General features: G+C 59.8%; 18 protein-coding genes. 14 read left to right on the forward strand and 4 right to left on the reverse strand.

All coding sequences use genetic code 11. The features are described from left to right. Positions 1-79: 79 nt before the first annotated feature. Positions 80-1,039 (reverse strand): Rpn family recombination-promoting nuclease/putative transposase, encoded by a 960-nt coding sequence (locus ACV4UY_RS04335; RefSeq protein WP_491606422.1) that lies wholly within the window; start codon positions 1,037-1,039, stop codon positions 80-82. A 249-nt stretch (positions 1,040-1,288) separates the two neighbouring features. Beyond that, complete coding sequence (locus ACV4UY_RS04340) at positions 1,289-1,570, reverse strand: Rpn family recombination-promoting nuclease/putative transposase (protein WP_491606423.1); 282 nt, start codon at positions 1,568-1,570, stop codon at positions 1,289-1,291. 545 nt (positions 1,571-2,115) lie between these two features. On the opposite strand from ACV4UY_RS04340, the gene ACV4UY_RS04345 reads away from it, so the two are divergent. Genes ACV4UY_RS04345 through ACV4UY_RS04355 form a run of 3 tightly spaced genes read left to right on the forward strand, consistent with a single transcriptional unit; the run spans position 2,116 to position 7,346 of the window. Continuing rightward, entirely contained in the window at positions 2,116-3,264 is a 1,149-nt protein-coding gene (locus ACV4UY_RS04345) for an FIST signal transduction protein (protein ID WP_491606424.1), read from the forward strand. Positions 3,265-3,267: 3 nt separating this feature from the next. Then, positions 3,268-6,345 carry a hybrid sensor histidine kinase/response regulator gene (locus tag ACV4UY_RS04350; protein WP_491606425.1) on the forward strand — a complete coding sequence of 1,026 codons (3,078 nt, stop codon included), beginning with the start codon at positions 3,268-3,270 and terminating at the stop codon, positions 6,343-6,345. A 23-nt stretch (positions 6,346-6,368) separates the two neighbouring features. Then, positions 6,369-7,346: a diguanylate cyclase gene (locus ACV4UY_RS04355; RefSeq protein WP_491606426.1), complete on the forward strand. Its 978-nt coding sequence runs from the start codon at positions 6,369-6,371 to the stop codon at positions 7,344-7,346. Positions 7,347-7,684: 338 nt separating this feature from the next. Here ACV4UY_RS04355 and ACV4UY_RS04360 read toward each other — a convergent pair whose 3' ends face one another. After that, a complete protein-coding gene (locus ACV4UY_RS04360) occupies positions 7,685-8,341 on the reverse strand; it encodes an ArsR/SmtB family transcription factor (protein ID WP_491606427.1) in 657 nt (218 codons plus the stop codon). A gap of 354 nt (positions 8,342-8,695) precedes the next feature. Here ACV4UY_RS04360 and ACV4UY_RS04365 point away from each other — a divergent pair, with 354 nt between their 5' ends. From ACV4UY_RS04365 to ACV4UY_RS04410, 10 genes are all read left to right on the forward strand, one after another. After that, entirely contained in the window at positions 8,696-9,517 is an 822-nt protein-coding gene (locus ACV4UY_RS04365) for a sterol desaturase family protein (protein WP_491606428.1), read from the forward strand. Between the two features lie 14 nt (positions 9,518-9,531). Beyond that, positions 9,532-10,758, forward strand: a complete 1,227-nt coding sequence (locus tag ACV4UY_RS04370) for a 4Fe-4S binding protein (RefSeq protein WP_491606429.1) — start codon at positions 9,532-9,534, stop codon at positions 10,756-10,758. After that, a complete protein-coding gene (locus tag ACV4UY_RS04375) occupies positions 10,731-12,053 on the forward strand; it encodes a multiheme c-type cytochrome (RefSeq protein WP_491606430.1) in 1,323 nt (440 codons plus the stop codon). Before ACV4UY_RS04370 ends, ACV4UY_RS04375 begins: the two co-directional genes overlap by 28 nt. A gap of 45 nt (positions 12,054-12,098) precedes the next feature. Beyond that, positions 12,099-12,587 (forward strand): DsrE family protein, encoded by a 489-nt coding sequence (locus tag ACV4UY_RS04380; protein WP_491606511.1) that lies wholly within the window; start codon positions 12,099-12,101, stop codon positions 12,585-12,587. Positions 12,588-12,610: 23 nt separating this feature from the next. Then, the gene (locus ACV4UY_RS04385) at positions 12,611-13,609 is read left to right on the forward strand and encodes a VTT domain-containing protein (RefSeq protein WP_491606431.1); all 999 of its coding nucleotides are present in this window, start codon (positions 12,611-12,613) and stop codon (positions 13,607-13,609) included. Between the two features lie 7 nt (positions 13,610-13,616). Next, positions 13,617-13,991, forward strand: coding sequence for a J domain-containing protein (locus ACV4UY_RS04390; RefSeq protein WP_491606432.1), 375 nt, complete (start codon positions 13,617-13,619; stop codon positions 13,989-13,991). After that, a complete protein-coding gene (locus ACV4UY_RS04395) occupies positions 13,988-14,752 on the forward strand; it encodes a multiheme c-type cytochrome (RefSeq protein ID WP_491606433.1) in 765 nt (254 codons plus the stop codon). The genes ACV4UY_RS04390 and ACV4UY_RS04395 overlap by 4 nt, the downstream gene beginning before the upstream one ends. A gap of 71 nt (positions 14,753-14,823) precedes the next feature. Next, complete coding sequence (locus ACV4UY_RS04400) at positions 14,824-15,885, forward strand: methyltransferase domain-containing protein (protein WP_491606434.1); 1,062 nt, start codon at positions 14,824-14,826, stop codon at positions 15,883-15,885. A 357-nt stretch (positions 15,886-16,242) separates the two neighbouring features. Next, positions 16,243-17,337 carry an NADH:flavin oxidoreductase/NADH oxidase gene (locus ACV4UY_RS04405; RefSeq protein ID WP_491606435.1) on the forward strand — a complete coding sequence of 365 codons (1,095 nt, stop codon included), beginning with the start codon at positions 16,243-16,245 and terminating at the stop codon, positions 17,335-17,337. Positions 17,338-17,441: 104 nt separating this feature from the next. Next, positions 17,442-17,933: a pyrimidine dimer DNA glycosylase/endonuclease V gene (locus ACV4UY_RS04410; RefSeq protein ID WP_491606436.1), complete on the forward strand. Its 492-nt coding sequence runs from the start codon at positions 17,442-17,444 to the stop codon at positions 17,931-17,933. Between the two features lie 289 nt (positions 17,934-18,222). Here the strand turns inward: ACV4UY_RS04410 and ACV4UY_RS04415 are convergent, their stop codons facing one another. Then, the gene (locus tag ACV4UY_RS04415; RefSeq protein WP_491606437.1) at positions 18,223-18,348 is read right to left on the reverse strand and encodes a hypothetical protein; all 126 of its coding nucleotides are present in this window, start codon (positions 18,346-18,348) and stop codon (positions 18,223-18,225) included. Between the two features lie 540 nt (positions 18,349-18,888). On the opposite strand from ACV4UY_RS04415, the gene ACV4UY_RS04420 reads away from it, so the two are divergent. After that, positions 18,889-19,686 (forward strand): sensor histidine kinase, encoded by a 798-nt coding sequence (locus ACV4UY_RS04420; protein WP_491606438.1) that lies wholly within the window; start codon positions 18,889-18,891, stop codon positions 19,684-19,686. Positions 19,687-19,691 lie beyond the last annotated feature (5 nt).

The raw sequence follows: 19,691 nt of genomic DNA on the forward strand, positions 1-19,691 counted from the left end.
TGTCAAACTGCTACTGTCACCCCGGCAGAGCCGGGGGTTTACCTGTTTTAATTAGAGGCTTTGGCAGGCATGGCTTCAGTCAATGCCGATCGACAAATACCTCGTCCAAGTCGTTGGCGAAGACGAAGTTGTCGCTCCATGCTTCAATCAATTCCATGTCTGCCGATTTCACCTTTTGGGCTACCCAGTCTGGTGCCTGGCCGAATTTGCGGCGCATCAGTTTGAGCAGCATGGAAGCGGCTTCGTCTTGGCGGCCTCTTTGTTCGCCGATTTGGATTCCTTCCTTTCGGCCTTCCTTTCGGCCTTCCTTTCGGCCTTCCTCCCGGCCTTCCTCTCGCGCCAACTCGACTCGTCCACGTGCATCCGCAATGGCGATGCCTGCTTTGTCGTAAAGCTCCAACTCATCCGCTGTCATGTTGGCGACTCTGGCTTTTTCGAACGCATGCCGAATCGGCGCGTCACACATTTTGGACGGAATCTCCTCGATGGATCCCGCATATTTGATGAAGTACAACCATTGATCAAATATGCGGTCACACGCATCCAGATCCTTGGTGAATTTGGGCAACTCCACAAAGTAGTGGATGATGTCTGAAAGATGGGATTCGCCGGTGATGGTCTCGCGGGATTCGTGGAGGGAGACGCAGTGGTCGAATCCCTCAAAGAGGACAAAATCCGTGATGGTGATGGCGATCACCTGTTTGAGTCGCGGATAATCCTCGCCGCGATTGATCTGTCCTGTGTAAGCCTTGGCGCTGTTGAACTGAATCCGTTTCAAGAATGCGGCAACTCTCTCGACCTGCATCTCGACGATGTAGGAGATACCACGGTGATCCTTGCAACGCACATCCAGAATGGTGGATTTGAGATCCTTCAGACGCGGGGCCAGGAATGGATCCAGGATGGTCAATTCCGCGATGCGCCGGTCACCTTCCAGTCCGAGCAGGTTTTCCAGGAAGGAGATGAGGATATCCTTGGCATCTTCGCTACCGAAGATCTTCTTGAAGGCGAAATCAATGCGCGGGTCGATGAATCGCATGGTGGCTGCTCCGTGGGCCAAGGCAAGAGCCCCCGCAAAAAGCTGTTTCTGGCCAAAGACAGGCTTCGCAACCTGTTGATGTTTCTAAACCATATCTACCATGAATGTCTGGTAAAGGAACTGTTGCGGGGACGCAGGCAAGAGCCTATTGCTTCTTGATATATTACCCCCTCTGGGCGACCGGAAGCCACGGATTTTTTATGCGGAGAACGTTTCCTCGCCTCTGCGCCCCCCTCCAAAGTGCTTAAATCACCCAGGTGCCCAAGCGACACTGTCCGCCTCGAACAGGCCATGCATGGACAGCGTTCGTATAGGTTTGCCGCGGATCGTCCTGGCCTCGAACAGACGATCCGAGAAAAAGGGGCGCAGGTTTTCCTCGACAAAACTGCCCTCGACCCGTTGCTGCGGTTCGGAGGACAACAACTGCGACACCTCCGGCGGCAAACGCTCCCGCAGCAAGGCTCCCGCCGTCTCTGGCATGGACAGAAGTACCCGGAACAGCCAGTCATGGGGTTGGGAGATTTCGCGCATGGGGTGAACCTATCAGATTCAAAGGGCGGGATGGTGGTGCGCTGGTTGGTTGTGCGGTCAGGACACCCTACTCCCGACCCGCCATGACAGGATGCATGCCCCTGCCATTCAGTTTTGGGTCAGGCTGGCAAATGCAGGCAGCACATTTCAAAGTCCAACGCAAAGAACCATTTCCGAGAAAACAACGGGGATTCAGACTGAATAAACTCCAACGGACTCTGTCTGTCACGAACGCCGAAATAAAAATTATACAGAAATTGCAATAAGAATTATCATTAATAATATGCTTTATATTGAATTAATGATGCGGACTCACCAGTCGATGCAGTCATGATCACGATGCAAAACGGTATCATTTTCAATAAACCATCACAAGTCATGCCGATTTTTTTGACTGTAACCAGAAATTTGGGATTGTTACCTCCATGCCGCTACGCTATGCTTTCTGGTAATCATGGTGCGGCATTTAATAATAATAAAACAACAATTACATCAAACGTTAAATCTTTACATCATATATTATAGGCAAATTGGAGCATCAACCCATGGAAGTCAAACAAATCCAGTTCCATCATGGCGTCTTGGATACGACACTTCTAAAACCGCTATATGAATTTGATCCGGATTTGGTCATCATCTTCTTTGATAAGAAATATTTTCGTGATTCATCGCTGGTTTCCAAATGGTTGACCGCCTTTCCAGACACATCCCTGGTGGGGGTCTCCACGGCAGGGGAACTCTCCAACCAAGGCGTGCATGACGGTTCCTGCGTGGTGAGCGCGGTGCGGTTCGCGCAAGGGAGTGCTCAGGTGGAGACGTACGAACTGCCTGACCCGCGCCTTTCCAATGAGGTCGGCAGGGCGTTGGGAGACAAGCTCTGCTCGCGGGAATTGCGTGGTGTTCTGCTGTTCGCTCCCGGATTGGCGGTAGACGGAAGCGCTCTGCTGGCCGGCCTTGGCGCAACCTTGCCCGCCGGCATTCCGGTCGTCGGCGGCTTGGCCTGGGATGCCCAGGCCGGGGAAAACGCCATGGTGCTCTCTGGCGCGGGCACGAGTGCCAGACAGGTCGTGGCCGTGGGACTTCACGGCAGTCGGATACGCGTCCATGCCCATTCGCGAGGCGGTTGGGCTCCCTTTGGTCCGATGCGTCGTATCACGCGCTGTGATGGCGATCTGTTGCTGGAACTCGATGGCGAACCGGCCTTGCGGTTCTACAGTCGCTACCTGGGCGAATATGCCAGGGAACTGCCGGAATCCGGGCTGCGTTTTCCATTCGAGATGCACCCCTCCGATCAACCGACCGACCCCGGATTGATCCGCACGGTGATCGGGGTGGATCGGAAACGGGACGGTCTGCGGTTGGGTGGACGGATCGATCCGGACGCCTGGCTGCGATTGATGCATGTCACCGGTTCCAAACTGGTGAATGGCGCCGGCCAGGCTGCGGCGTGGGCTGCCGATCAAGCGGGAGAATCCCCATCCGGCTTGGGGATCTTGATCAGTTGCGTGGGACGCAAACTCATCATGGGCGAGCAGATCGCCGACGAACTGGAGGAGGTGCATGAACGGCTGGGTCGCCGGCACACGGTGGCGGGATTCTATGCCCACGGCGAGATCGGCCCGATGGGGCTTGCGAATGAATGCGCGCTGCACAACCAAACCATGACCGTGGCCTTGATCGTCGAGGAGGCGTGAGCCATGCATCGTCTGCTGCGTCGGCAGTTGCTCAACGCACTGGGCATGACGGAAGAGGCACGGGTCGCCCGGTTGCTGGATCCGCAAGAGTCCGGAGCCGACGGATCGAATCTTCTGGCTGGCTTGGATGTGATCGGCCTGCTCAAGAGTGTGAATGCCGCTTACATCCGCCATGAAAGGGATCTGGCGCTTTGCGATCGCAGTTTGAATCTCTCCTCGGAAGAGTTGAACCAGGTCAATCAGCGACTGCGTCACGAATTGGCCTCCCAGGCGCGGGTCTTGACCGCCCTGCGCGAGACGGCCAATCAATTGTTGCAGGCCACGGATCAGCCGCTGTTGACCGACGACGCCGGCGGCTTGGAATCCTTGACCCGCCTGATGGCCGATATGGTACGGGAGCGGGAACGTTCCCGCCAGGATCTGGCGGAGAGCTTCTCCCAGATGAAGCGGGCCATCATCGAGAAGGCGGCCAATGCCATCGTCACCATCGATGCCACCGGCATCATCCGTTCCTTCAATCCGGCTGCCGAGAGCCTGTTCGGTCACACGGCTGCCGACATCATCGGTCAACCCCTGCAACGACTCATGCCCGCGTGCCGGCATGCCGCCTTCGAGCGCGCCCTGAGCAATCATCTGACCCACGGCATTCATCACATCATCGGCGTTGCCACGGAGATGGAAGCGGTGCGTGCGGATGGCGCTGTCGTACCGATCGAATTGACGGTGAGCGAAATGGTGGTCGGTGGCGCGCACATGTTCGTGGGCATCATGACCGACATCACGTCGCGCAAGCGGGCGGAGGAACGGCTGCGTCACAGCGAGGCCACGATACGCGCCATCGTCGAGACGGCGGTGCATGGCATCGTCACCATCGATGCGACCGGCGTGGTTCACTCGTTCAATCCGGCGGCAGAGCGGCTTTTCGGCTATCCCGCCTCCGAGGTGATTGGACAAAACGTCTCACGGCTCATGCCTTCTCCGCATCGAGAGGCCCACGATGGCTATCTGCGGCGCTACCTGGAGACCGGCAAACGACACATCATCGGCTCGGGTCGCGAGGTGGAAGGGGTGCGGCGTGATGGTCGTTCGTTTCCCATCAATCTGGCGGTCAGCGAATTGGGTGTCGATGGGGAACGGATGTTCGTGGGGATCATCACCGATCTGACCGCGCGCAAGGCCGTGGAACAGGCTCTGGTGGATGCCCGGCAACTGGCCGATCAGGCCAATCGCCTGAAAGGCGATTTTCTGGCCAACATGAGCCATGAAATCCGCACCCCCATGAATGCCATCATGGGGATGACCCATCTGGCGCTTCAGACCGCACTGTCGGAAAAGCAGCGCGACTATCTGGGACGGATTCAATATTCGGCCCGACATCTGTTGGGCATTCTCAACGACATTCTCGATTTCTCCAAGATCGAGGCCGGCAAGTTGACGATGGAGAGCATCCCGTTCCGGCTCGAGGAGGTTCTGGATCATCTGCATGGCATGCTGGTCACCAAGACCGAGGAGAAAGGCTTGACGCTGCGGATCGAACGCGCGGCGGATCTGCCCGAACGGCTGGTGGGCGATCCGCTGCGACTCGGGCAGGTGCTGATCAATCTGGGCAACAATGCGGTCAAATTCACCGAGCGGGGCGAGGTCCGCATCGAGGTGACGCCCCTGGCGACCGAGGGTTTGCGGTTGCAACTGGCTTTTTCTGTCCAGGACAGCGGCATCGGCATGAGCGAGGCGCAGTGCAAGAAACTCTTTCAACCCTTTATCCAGGCAGACTGCTCGACCTCGCGCCGTTACGGCGGAACCGGTCTGGGGCTTTCCATCTGCCATCGGCTGGTGACGCTGATGGGCGGAGAAATCCGTGTGGAGAGTTGTTCAGGCCTGGGCAGCACGTTCCGATTCACGGCCTGGTTCGACCTGCCCGCTCCAGTCGCCGAGGCCGATTCCGGGAGCAGCCTGCCGGAACGGACGCGTCGCGACCAGGGAACGACCCGGAGGCGGGATGGGGACGCCATTCATGCCATTCTGGGCGCCAGGGTGCTGCTGGTCGAGGACAATCCGATCAACCAGGAGGTGGCGACCGAATTGCTGGAGTCCAACGGCGTGCATGTCACCGTGGCCGGCAATGGCGTGACCGCCTTGAAGATCCTCTCCGAGACAACCTTCGATCTGGTGTTGCTCGACCTCCAGATGCCGGAGATGGACGGTTTCGCCTTGGCGCGGGCCGTGCGCCGTGAGCCGCGTTGGCGCCATCTTCCGCTCCTGGCCATGACAGCCCATGCCATGGCCGGCGATCGGGAGCGATGTCTCAAGGCCGGCATGGATGACCATATCGCCAAACCCATCGATCCGGACCGACTCTTCGAGATGCTGGTGACCTGGATTTCGTCCAGAGAGCACGACGCGACCGCGACTCCGCCAGCCATGAACGCCGCGCACCAGGCGGAAGAACGTTTCCCGACCAACCTGACCACCATCGACCTGGTGGTCGGCCTGCGACAGGTGGGAGGGAAACCGCCTCTGTTTCGCAAGCTGCTGCGTCAGTTCCATCGGGACTACCGCACGGTGATGGTACGTCTGCGTCGCTTGATCGCCGAGGAAGGCGCCATGCCCGAGGCTCTGCGGCTGGTGCACACGCTCAAAGGGGTGGCAGGATCGCTCGGTGCGCTGCCGGTGGCCCAGGCAGCCAGTCGCCTGGAGGTCGAATTGCAGTCACGGGAAGCCATGACCGATCCGACCGCGTTGGATGGACTGGAGACGCAGGTGGATCGACTCTGGTGCGAACTCTCCTCCCTGGTGCGCGAGGAGGAACCGGTGGTCGCGGAGATGACGAGCGACAGCGATACGGTCGATTCGGTCGTGGAGCTGGATCGGATCGCGGCATGCGTGACGGAACTGGTCAAACTGCTGCGATCCGGCCACTCGAAAAGTGGTGCCAGGATGGCCGAACTCCGGGCATTGGCAGGCCCTTCGCAAGATGCCGCTCTGGCGGAGTTGACGACCTTGATCGAGGAGTACGAGTTCGATTCGGCCCTCTCCGGTCTGTTGTCGTGGTCACATCGATTGAAAATCAAGATCTCATGAATGGAGAAGGAGCAGTCAACGACATGGACACGCCACGCGCCACCCTGTTGCTCGTCGATGACGAGCGCCTCAATCTTGAGGTGTTGCAGGATCTGTTGGAACCGGATTACGACCTGTTGCTGGCCAAGAGTGGCGAGCAAGCCTTGCAGCGGCTGCGAGGCGAAATTCGACCCGATCTGATTCTGCTGGATATCATGATGCCCGGCATGGATGGATATGAAGTGCTCGAACGGTTGCGCGCCGATCCGGCGACACGGGATATTCCGGTGATGTTCGTCACCGCCATGGGTGAGGTCGCGGATGAGGCCAAAGGGCTCGGCATGGGGGCGGTGGATTACATCACCAAGCCGATCTCCCTGGCGATCGTGCAGGCACGGGTCCAGACCCATCTGGCCCTGCGCCGCAGCCTGGTGGCCGTTCAGGAGATGAACCTGCAACTCACCGCCCAGAACAACCGTCTGGAAGAGTTGAATGCCCTCCTGAAGAATATGGCGATGCAGGACGGGCTGACCGGTATTCCCAATCGCCGCCGTTTCGATCAATACCTGGAGCAGGAGTGGAAGAGGGCGCTGCGCGAGGGTTCGGTCTTGTCCCTGATTCTCATCGATATCGATTTCTTCAAACTTTACAATGACCATTATGGTCATGCCGCGGGAGATGACTGCCTCAAGGCAGTGGCGCAAGCGATGGCCGGAAGCATGTCGCGGAGTGTGGATCTGCTGGCCCGCTACGGTGGCGAAGAGTTCGTTTGTCTGCTCCCGGGGACGTCTCCGGAAGGGTTGGCGGAAGTGGGTCGCAAACTGAGGGAGAGCGTACTGGCGCTCTCTCTCGAACATGCCCGCTCCCAGGTGGCCTCCCAGGTGACCCTCAGCCTCGGTGGAGCCAGCATGATCCCCACCAGCGATACGACACCCCTGGCTTTGGTACAGGCTGCCGACGCACGACTCTATCGGGCCAAGACATCGGGACGGAATCGCATGGTGTGCGAACTTGACGGATGAGAGGCAGGTTGAACCGTTTGACCTTCAAACCTCACCCGGTTTGGAATGTGTGTGGTGTCTCACGTCAACCTAACCACGCTCCCATCCATCTGTTATCGAAAGAATGGGGCGTGACACAGAGGTTTGAAGATTGCACCATGTGGCTTCCAGGATACCCAATGGGAGAAGCAAGATGGCGCATTAGGGACACCATACCTGACTCTGGGGACACCACTGAAATCTGGAGAATCTGGGGACACCAAACGGGAGAATCTGGAGGCACCATACCAACTTCACTTTATAGCCATAGATTCAATCGGCATCGTGTTCCCTGAATCCTGATGCCCCCCTGAATCCATTCAGTCACACTGTTCCACCGGCAATGCAGCCTGCCGCCACTCCGGAAACCCCTCCTCCAACCGTCTGGCTGCAAACCCTTGCTCGCGCAACCGGGCCACGGCCTCGAATGACAACACGCACCACGCCCCGCGACAATAGGCCACCACCTCGCGACCCGGTGGCAACTCGTGCAACCGTCGCTCCAACTCCCGCAACGGGATGTTGAAGGAGCGCGGCAGATGACCGGCCTGATACTCCTCGTGCGGTCGAACATCCAACACGGTCACGGTTCCCTCCCGCATCCGCTCCAGCAAGGTCTCGCGCGGAAGCGGTTCCATGTTGTCCTTGGTCAGCAGATAGTTGCGAACCAGAGCGTCCACTTCGGCCAGATGACGTTCCGACAGTCGCCGGATGACACCCAGCAGCGTGACGATCTCGGGATCCGACAATCGATAATGAACATACAACCCCTCCTTGCGCGCCTGCACCAAACCCGCATGACGCAACTGTTGCAAATGCTTCGAGGTGTTGGCAACCGACAAACCACTCAACTGCGCCAACGCTTCCACACTCCGTTCCCCCTGGGCGAGAAACTCCAGAATGGCCAATCGATGCCCCTGCCCCACAGCCTTGCCGATGCGTGCCAGATGGTCGAACAGTTCTTGTTTGAACGACATGGATCTTTACCCTGCCCCCCTGGAGCGGTTCATGGGAATGCTGGCTGTATGTTTCCAGAATGGAAAATTCCGGGCAAGCACAAACTTGCATGATGGGGACGCCCCCCTCACCCACCGACCCTGAACCGTTCTGACGGGCGTTCCAGGGTCAAAAAATGCTTGACAGACGATCAACAAGGTGATTGAATTTAATTCAACCAATTGGTTGATTATTCCCTCGCTTCGTTTACCTCGAAAGGATGGTCCGTGTGGCACGGAAGGGTTCCAGCGATTGATCAACAATTCAACCACAACCGGCGTCCGGTGCCGGGTTCATGAATGGACATTGCCAGTGGGTTGAGGGAGGAGCATAAAATGGCGCATGAAGCCCTATTACGGCTGGGTGTTTTCGTGGGCATGCTTGGGGTGATCGCGGCCTGGGAAGCGCGCTTTCCCCGTCGCCCACGCACGCTCACCCGTCAGGCGCGCTGGATTCCGAATTTGGGATTGGTGGTCATCAATACCATGCTGGTCCGCATGCTGTTCCCGGTCACCGCCGTGGGGGTGGCCGCCCTGGGACAGACGCGCGGCTGGGGGCTTCTGAACCAATTCGACTGGCCGGAATGGGTGGAGATCCTGTTTGCGGTGATGCTGCTGGATTTCGTGATCTATCTTCAACATGTGCTTTTTCACGCCTTGCCCGTGCTGTGGCGGTTGCACATGGTGCATCATGCCGATCTGGAGGTGGACGTGACCACCGGATTGCGTTTCCATCCCATGGAGATCCTGCTTTCCATGGGGCTCAAACTGGCGGCGGTGCATGCCATCGGCGCCTCTCCGATGGCGGTTCTGATCTTCGAGGTGCTGCTCAACGGTATGGCCATGTTCAACCATGGCAACATCCGCATTCCCGAGCAGATCGATCGGGTGATACGGTGGATCCTGGTTACCCCGGACATGCATCGTTCCCATCACTCCCACCTCTCCCCGGAGGCCAACATGAACTTCGGATTCAATCTTTCCTGGTGGGATCGTATCCTGGGAACCTATTGGCCACAACCCGCCGAAGGGCACGAAGCCATGGAGATCGGGCTGGAGCATCAACGCGAACCGGAGAAATGTCAACCTCTGATCGCCCTGTTGCTGATGCCCGTGCGTTCCAAATTGGGGGAGTACACCATCAACCGACGTTGGTGAAAAAAGGCATCGCGATGAATCACTCCCTTGCCGAACAGGGTCCGCCAGCTCCCCGACCAGCCGAACGGACGCGCGCCCTCCACCGGGTCCAGCACCTGCGCTTCATGCCGGCAAACCAGCAGCGCTCCCAGGCCGGACGCTATGCCTGGTGGGTCAAGGCGCTCAGCTGGGTGACCTTTGGCTGGGCCTTTCTCGGCTGGCTCAATGAAACCTGGTTCTTCAAGTTCGACTCACCGCTCTGGCTCAACCGGTATACCGAATCGGCGCTCATTCTGGCTTTCGGTCTCTGGCGCATCGTGGCGGAAAAAAATCCCTACACCCGACGCCGGTTGATCATCCTGGTGGCCAACGTCACGGTGCTCTGGTGGCTGATCCCCTGGGCCTACCCCTTCATCGAGCCGTATGTGGGGTATCTGGCCGGATTGCCGGCCTTCCCGTCGCTGCACACGCCGGGAACGATCACCTTTTTTCTGGTGCTTGTTGCCGTATTCCTGTTCGGACGCCGCGTCATCTGCGGTTTCAACTGCCCGTGCGTCGCCATCCGCGAGGTGGTCGGGTTTCCCTTCCGGCACGCCGATCATGTGCCGCGTTCGCCTTGGGCATGGCGTCTGCGCCATCTGAAATGGTTCTGGTTCGCGTTGTATCTGGGCGCGATGTGGGCGGTGATGCAACCGGCCAACAACAGCACCTCGGCCTATCTGGGCTTCTTCGGACTGATGGTCGGCCTGCCCTACTTCATCACCTTTCTGCTCTCGCCCTGGATCGGCAATCGCGGCTATTGCCGCTTTTTGTGCCCGTTCGGGGCCACCTTCGGACTGCTCAACAAGGTTGGCCAGTTCCGCATCGATTATCGGGCCGACTCGTGCATCCAGTGCGGCAAGTGCGAAAAGGTTTGCGATATGTCAATCCCGGTCTGGCGCATGGGTGCGGCCAATCAGGGGGTGGTGGATACCACCGAGTGCATGGGTTGCGGTCGATGCATCACCGAATGTCCCACCGGCAGTCTGGCATTCCACGATGTGCGCAACCGGCTCTTTTCGGGCCTGCATCAGGATCGCAAACATCTGCTCAGACGCACGGAGTGGAAACGAAGCGTCGTGCGTTGGCGCTCCGTCGGCTATGTGCTGGTTCTGGCCTGGGTTCTGGCCGAAGCGATCCACCATGCCAACCAGGTGGGCACCTTGAACGAACTTCCGGCCCGAATGGGGGCACTATGCGGATTGCCACACATCTCCTGGTAGCGATGCTGTTCTGGCCATGGTTCGCCTGGTCCGGGCTGGAGCCGGCAGCCATGGGCACGGGCGAGCACGCCGAACAGTGGCGTCCGGATCCCATGCATGAATATTGGGATCCGGGAACCCACCATCAACCGGAGCGTGATCGGGTGGAGGGAGTTTTCAAGGGCGAGGCGTGTCTGGAGTGTCATCTCGTGGTCACACCCGGCATCGTCAAGGATTGGCGCGACAGCCGTCATGCCCAGTCACCCGAACCGGTGCTCTGTCCGGCCTGTCACGGGGAGGATCACCAGAAGTTGAGCTTTCCCACGCCACAAACCTGTGGCGCCTGCCATCCGCAACGACTGGCCCAGATGGAGGAAGAGAAAAAATACGGTTTTCCCAGCCATGCCCTGGCCATGGAGCGCGCGGTGGATTCCAAACACTTCGCGGACAAACCCAAGGCCGAGGTCGCCTCGTGTCTCCAGTGCCATTCCGTGGCCACCAAGTGCGACTCCTGCCACACCCGCCATCGCTTCGATGCCGCCGAGGCACGCCGTCCCGAAGCCTGCATCACCTGTCACAGCGGGCCGCCTCATCCGGATGATGAATCCTTCTTCGACAGTGCGCATGGGCGGATCTATCAACAACAGGGAAAACAGTGGGATTGGCGCCAATCGCTCGCCAAGGGAAATTATCCCGCACCCACCTGCGCCTATTGTCACATGAAGGATGGCAACCATCAGGTCGCGGACAAGGCGGTGTGGAAATTCGGCATCCGCCAGATCAATCCAAGGAGCGCCGAGAATCAGATCAAGCGCAAACGCTGGCTGGAACTCTGCACCGATTGTCATGCCCCGGAAGTGGCCAAGAGATTTTTTGGTGAACTCGATGCCGAACGCTCCTTGGCCTGGGACAAACTCTACGGCGTGGAACGGCTGCTCAAGGGGTTGCGCGGCGAGGGCCGACTCATACCGAGCGCCGGGGATCGCCCCCCTTATCCCATGGATTGGCTAAGCAAACTCTGGCCCAGGGAGCGGATCGGCTTTTACGAGGGCCAGGCGTCGGCGTTCTACAATGTCAGCGCCATCGAACGGGACTATTTCGATCTGTGGTATTTTTCCAATCTCGGCGCCTACAAGGGAATGGCGCACGGAGCCAAGGAGATGTCCATCCGGTTTCACCAACGCATGGATGGCCAGGTTCAGGCCATCGGCAGCATGACCGAACGCTTGAAAGAGGCAAAACCACCACCGACCATTGACCTGAAATCCTTGTGGATGGAAGGGGAATACACGCAGTTCAATCGTGACAACAACTGATCCATGAAAAGGATGATAACGATGAAAAAATGGCTTGGGGGCTGGATGTTTGGCGTGGCCTTGTTGCTGGGTGCGCATGGGGCCGTGGCGGCGGAGCCTGCCAGGGAACCGCTCAACGATGTTGATGCCCTGCGGGGGGTGACGGTTGGCAAGGTGGTGTTCGACATCGGCATGGGCAATGCCCAGACCCTGCCGCTCTATTTGAAAGTGATCACCCAGACCCATGCCGATCTGGAACGTCAGAAGGTCAAGCCGGAGATCGTGCTGGCTTTTCATGGGGGCGCGGTGAAATTGATCTCCACCAACCGCGAGGCGTTGCCCATGGATCAACATCCGTTTCTGGAAGAGGTCGCCGCGTTGCTCGCCGATCTGGGAAAAAAACCCGGCGTGCGCATGGAGGCGTGCGGTCTGGCGACCAGGCTGTTCGGCGTGGATAACGCCACCATCCTGCCGGGCATCAAGGTGGTGGGGAATACGTTCGTCTCCCTGACCGGCTATCATGCCCAGGGCTATGCCGCCATTCCGATCTATTGATTTTTCCGCAAGGAGCCAGTTTGATGAACGCATCGCTCCCTGGGATGGCGCCAACGCGCAACCCCAACCGGATACGCTGGATTGCCGGAGTCGTCTTGATGCTTGCCGTTGGCACGGCCCTGTACCATCGGCAGGATCTGGATCCCGCGCGGCTCGAGGTCTGGGTTCGCGCCTGGGGAACCATGGGCATGATGTTGTTTGTCGGACTTTATGCCCTGGCCACGGTGCTGTTTCTGCCCGGATCGGTGCTCACCCTGGCCGGGGGCGCGATCTTCGGCCCCTGGCTCGGCGGCGGCTTGAGCCTGTTGGGCGCCACGATCGGTGCGGGGATCTCCTTTCTGATCGCGCGCCATCTGGCCGGGGCGTGGGTGGCCGGAAGATCGGCGGGGATGAGCGCCCGTCTGCTGGCTGGCGTGGAACAGGAGGGGTGGCGTTTTGTCGCCTTCGTGCGTCTGGTGCCGGTTTTCCCTTTTAATCTACTCAACTATGCGCTCGGGCTGACGCGCATCCGCTTCGATCACTACCTGATCACCTCCCTGCTGTGCATGGCGCCTGGCGGGCTGGCCTATGCCTGGTTGGGACATGCCGGCAAGGAGGCGGCCACGGGCAGTGCCGATGCGGTGCGCACCGGCCTGTGGGCCATGGCTCTTTTGACCGTGGTCATCCTGCTGCCGCGCTGGATCCGCACGATGCGCGGACAGAAAAACAGTCTCACCACATCGCGTCTTAAAGAGATGCTCGAACAGGGCGCAAACTTCGTGGTGCTGGATGTGCGCGATGGCGCCGATTTTTCCGGCGAGAACGGTCATCTGCCCGGCTCGATCAACATTCCCCTTCCGGAGTTGGATGCCCGCATCGACGAAATACGCCGCATCGGGCGTCCGTTGGCGCTCATCTGCCATACCGATCGGCGCTCCAGCGAGGCCGTGCGTCGGCTCGACGCCCTGGGCATCGGGCCGCTCCATCTGGTGTTGGGCGGGGTCAAACAGTGGCGACAGGAAGGTTTCCCGGTGGAACGATGAGGGTGCCATGGAAAAAAAATCCCTGGTGCAGCGCATGGCCGAAGCCCGGGAGATCCTGGGAATCGGCGAACAGGCGACCTTGGCCGAGATCGAAGCCAGGGGCAAGGTTCTGTTGAAACGGTGGCATCCCGACCGGTGTACGGATGATCCGGAACGCTGCACGGCAAGGACCCGGCAGATCGTGGATGCCATGGAGACGATGCGTCACTACTGTGCCCATTACCGCTATTCGTTTCATGTCGAGGAGGTGAAGAAATATCTTTCACCCGAGGAGTGGATGGCGATGCGGTTCGGTGGAAAGCCCTTCTGGGCCTCCGGAACGGACGACGCCGTGGACAGGATCCGCAGACCTCACGTCACCATGGAGCGTAAAAAAAGATGAACCGGATTCTGAAATGGCGCTTGGGGCTGTTTTTGTTCGTTCTGTTGGGCGTGTGCTCCCCGACGTTGGCCCAGGCGTGTCTCTCCTGCCACCAGGAACGGGATCCGGAGATGGCCAAGGCCTGGGAAAAGAGCGCCCATGGCCGCTCCGGGGTCGGATGTCCGGCCTGTCACACCGAAAATCACGATGGCGCCATGGCAGCCCATGCCCGACGCAACGCCACCTGTCTCACCGGCTGTCATGAGCGGGAGAGGAGCAGTTACACCTTGTCCAAACATGGGGTGATCGCTACTCTGGAAGCGGAGCGCGTGAATTTCTCCCTGCCCTTGAAAGAGGGGAACCAACGCTCCCCATCCTGCGCCTATTGCCATCTGCACGACCAGGAACACGATGCCGGGAGGGGCATCCTGCCATTGGACCCCTCCGGGCTCACGCCCGGACCAGACCTGGCCGCACGCATCGAGGCGCGTGACGCCCCCTGCCGGGACTGCCACTCCCCACGTTTCGTGGATACCTGGTTTTCGACCGGGGATCGGATGGTCGAGATCGGTCGCATGAAAGTGCGCGAGGCCGAGAGGGTGGTGTCGCGATTCGACACACACCAGGCTCGGACCATCCTGCGCCAGATGAAGGAGCGACATCTGAAAAATGTACGACTGGGCGTGGGTCACGCCTCCCCGGACGATCAGTGGTGGCATGGTCATCCGGCCTTGGATGGCGACCTGTTGCGCATCAAATCGCTGGCGGGGGCCGGACCTTAGCTGGTCTGGCATTGGAATCGCATGCACCAGGATGTTTTGCCCCCCATTTTTCAATGTTGTCAGGAGCAGGCATGAAGCAAGATCAACTCGATCGCGAAGGGATCAAACACTACTACGGCACCGTGCTGCAAGGGAGTCAGGATCTGAAAACCAACGCCTGTTGCGCAACGGATTCCGGCCTCACGCCCACCCTCAAGGCAGCCCTGGCCAACCTCGACGCGGAGGTGGTGCGCCGCTTTTATGGATGCGGCTCACCGATTCCGCCGTTGCTCTCCGGCTGTACGGTGCTGGATCTGGGATGCGGATCCGGTCGGGATGTCTATCTGGCCGCGCAACTGGTGGGACCACGGGGACGGGTGATCGGCGTGGACATGACCGAGGCCCAATTGGCCATCGCCCGCGCCCATCTCGACGCCCACATGGTCCGCTTCGGCCATGCACGGCCCAATGTCACCTTCTTGCAGGGCTACATGGAGGATCTGGCGGGCATGGGGATCGCGGACAACTCGGTGGATGTGGTGGTCTCCAACTGCGTTCTGAACCTGTCACCCGACAAACCCAGGCTCTTCGCGGAGATTTTCCGGGTGCTCAAACCGGGCGGGGAGCTTTATTTTTCGGACGTCTTCGCCGGTCGTCGTGTTCCGAAAGCCCTGCTTGGTGATCCGGTGCTGCATGGCGAGTGTCTGGCCGGGGCCATGTATCGCGAAGATTTCCGACGCATGCTGCGCGACCTGGGCTGTGCCGACTACCGGGTGACCGAATCCCGGCCCATCACCCTGGACAACCCGGAGGTGGCCCGTCGCATCGGCATGATCGATTTTCTCTCGGTCACGGTGCGGGCCTTCAAGCTCAACGATCTGGAGGATATCCGTGAGGATTACGGACAGACGGCGGTCTATCGGGGGACGATTCCGGACTGGCCGCACCACTTCGATCTGGATGACCGCCACCGTTTCCTCACCGGCAAACCGACGCTGGTCTGCGGCAACACCGCCTCCATGTTGAATCAAACCCGCTACCGGGACCATTTCAGCGTGCAGGGCGACCGTTCGGTTCATTACGGTCCTTTCGACTGTATGCCGACCGTTTCCAAAAGCCGCCCCAACGGAAATGCCGATGGCGACTGCTGCTGAACGGGTCCTGAGTGATCGTGCGTTCATGGCCTGACCGTTGATCACTGATCACCTGCGAGAAGAACCAAACGCGTATCTCAGAATCGTTTGAACTTCTTGTATCTTGTAAAAAACACCCCGGAAGGAAAGACCGTGATTTTTTCTGGACCAAGCGGGCATGAATCCGGGAAAATCAGATCGGAAGGGACCGCAGGAATCGTCCATCACAGCCTGTCATGCTGGGGAGTATCGGTTGTCTGATCTGGATTCAGGATACAAACCATCTTTTCAGCCATGCCGAGATGGTCCAAGATCTCAGGCCCATTCAATCAGAACTCCGCCTGGTGCGACTCTTTAACCATGGAAAAGGAAATCCCCATGTCCACACTCTTCTCCCCGTTTCGTCTCAAGGATGTGACGTTGCGCAACCGCATCGCGGTTCCGCCCATGTGCCAGTACAGTGCCACCGACGGCCTGAGCAACGACTGGCATTGGGCCCATTACGCCGGCATGGCGCGGGGCGGAGCCGGTCTGGTGATCGTCGAGGCCACGGCGGTCGCGCCGGAAGGGCGCATCAGCCCCGCCTGTCTGGGGTTGTGGGATGACCGGCAGATCGAGGGACTCGCCCGGGTCGCCCGCGCCATCCAGGCGGGTGGCGCAGTGCCCGGTATCCAGATCGGTCATGCCGGACGCAAGGCCAGCGCCAACCGTCCGTGGGAAGGGGATGACCACATTCCCGAAGGGGACCCGCGCGGCTGGCAGACGATCTCCCCCTCGGCGGTCCCCTTTGGTGCCCATCTGTCGCGCATGCCGCGCGCCATGACCCTGGAAGATATCGACCGGGTGCGCGCCGATTTCGTGGCCGCAGCCCAACGGGCCCGAGCCGCTGGTTTTGAGTGGCTGGAGTTGCATTTCGCCCACGGCTATCTGGGGCAGAGCTTCTTTTCGGTGCATGCCAACCAGCGCACCGATGGCTATGGCGGAGATTTCGCGGGACGCAGCCGCTTTCTGCTCGAAACCCTGGAGGCGGTACGCGCGGCATGGCCGGAAAACCTGCCCTTGACCGCCCGTTTCGGAGTGATCGAATTCGATGGTCGCGACGAAGAGGGGCTGGCCGAGTCCATCGCCCTGACCCAGGCCTTCCGGGAACGCGGACTGGATCTGCTCAACATCAGCGTCGGTTTTTCCACCCTGACGGCCAACATCCCCTGGGGACCGGCATTTCTGGCCCCGTATGCCAAAAAGGTGCGCCAGGCCACCGGAATCCCGGTGGCCTCATCCTGGGGCATCCATGCCCCCGAAGTGGCCGAACGGGTGATCGCGGAGGAGGCGATGGATCTGGTGATGATCGGTCGCGCCATCCTGGCCGATCCCCACTACCCGTACCGGCTGGCCCAGGCATTGAATGTGGAGCGTCCGGCCTGGGTGCTGCCCGCTCCGTATGCCCACTGGTTGCAGCAATATCGGATGTAACTTGTGATGGGGTGAGTCCCCTCACCCCCCGCATCATGGACCTCCCTTCGGGAGGTCCATGATGCGGGAGTCCATCGATCCACCCGCGACGCGGGATGCCACGCATGGCATCCCGCGTTCTGCCCGATGATCCTCTGCCGAGTCGACCCATGCGCATCTGGACCCTGCACCCCCGCCATCTCGACCCGCAAGGATTGGTGGCCCTGTGGCGAGAGACCCTGCTGGCCCAGAAGGTGCTCCAGGGGCTGACGCGCGGCTATGCCCGCCATCCGCAACTGTGGCGTTTTCGGGAACAGGATGAGCCGGTTGGCGCGGTATCCTCCTATTTGTGGGAGGTGCATCGGGAGGCGACCCGGCGGGGCTACCGATTCGATGCCGACCGCATCGCGGCGATGCCCTGGAGTGGCCGCATCGAGGCGACCAGCGGGCAACTGCTCCATGAGTGGCGCCACCTGCTCGGCAAGACCGCCCTGCGCAGTCCCGCCCATCATGCCATGCTGCTGACGCTTTCCAGGCCCGAACCCCACCCCCTGTTCACGCTGGTGACGGGTGACATCGCGATCTGGGAGCGGTCCGTGGGGAGTTCCATCCCTTAGCAAGGTCGGCGAGAGGCGCGCCTGCGACTCCTCCACGCGGATCACGCGGCGGAGTTCGTCGGGTCGTCATGCCCGCGCTTCCATCCGTTCCAGCTCCTGCCTCTCCCGTTGACAGGCAGGCCCGCGGTCGCCGAAAACCACCGTCAGGCGGCCAATGCCTTTTCGAAACGACTCTGCGCATAACGCCCTGCCGTGCCCGCGGCCTGTTGCATGACCGCCGCCTTGTCGAACCTGCCAGCCCGATTCAGCGCCTGGGCCAGCGCCTCGGCATGGCCGGCATGATCCCCGCTCAGCGCTCGATCATGGCACCGCTGAAAGCCTTGAAGATCGGTTTACCAGGTGTTGCAGAACCGAACGGCTGTCCGTGCGGATATCCGCCGAGCAGATACATCTCACCAGAGTGATTGGGATTCATGGTTGATCTCCAAGAATTTACCCTGAAATTCCCAAAGAAAAGGCCATGATACGGAGGATCCCCCCATCATGCACGTTACGAACAACGATTCATACTGTCGCAGTCTCCATCATGAACATGCAACAATAAAAATAATCAAACATTTAAGCGTATACTATCCCATTCAACAGCAGAACCAAAAGAACAACTGTCAACAACACCGATAAAATCAATCCACAATTACCGAACCATGCCTGGGAGTTTCAACAAGATCTGGCAAATTTGTTCAGCAACACACCCATTCAGCTCAATTCTGACCATCGACACATCATGACTTTAATTATCAATTCTTCCAGGCCGATTGGTGAATTCCGGATCGGGCCAGGATATCCTCCTCCCGCGTGACTTGAGCCTTGCCTCGCCCGCCCAAAGGGAACAGAATGACCCCATAAAAATGGAATGCCTTGCCATGGAACGCCCGAAGGGTGGTCCATGGCAAGGGGGGTGAGGGAGTTCTCCCCCCATCATGCACGTTTACTTCCGGGGGACACGATGGAAACCATGCCGGAGCCGATCACCGGGGCGGAGGGGAATCTTCTCGAACCATTCGAACCATCGCCCCGCGCGGTGCCTGAGCCGGACGATCCACGCCCGCGGCGCGACCAGGAGCTGGAGCAAATCCGCCAAGACCTGCGGCAGTTCGTCCATGCCGCCTCCCATGATCTCCAGGAGCCGTTGCGTCTGGTGGCCGGTTTCGCCCAACTGTTGCAGAACCGCTATCGCGGCACCCTGGACAGCAAGGCCGACAGCTACATCAACACCATCACCGCCGAGGTCGGTCGGATGCAGGCCATGCTCCAGGGCCTCACGGAACTCTCCCGAGTCGATTCCCGCGGGGGGGCGTTCGTGACCACCAGCCTGGACGAGTCCCTGGATCAAGCGCTCCTCCAGTTGCGCGCCGAACTGCGCGAAACCGGTGCCAGCATCCTCCGCGAACCCTTGCCCACCGTCCAGGCGGACCCGATCCAGATGGTTCAACTGTTCCGGAATCTGGTCGGCAACGCACTCCGCTTCCGGGGCGAGCCCACCCCGGAGATCCGAATCCGCGCCGAACACCGGGACAAGAGCTGGGTCGTCTCGGTGCGGGACAACGGCCTCGGCATTCCCGATCGCTTCGCCGAACGGGTGTTCGTGGTCTTCCAGAGACTCCACCCCCACGGTCGCCATCCCGGCATCGGGATCGGTCTGACCCTCGGCAAACGGATCCTGGAACGGCATGGCGGTCGCATTTGGGTGGAATCCGGACAATCACCGGGCGCCACGCTCTGTTTTTCCTTGCCGGATAAGGACGCCAGATAATCCCA

Source organism: Candidatus Magnetaquiglobus sp. (genome assembly GCF_058402785.1).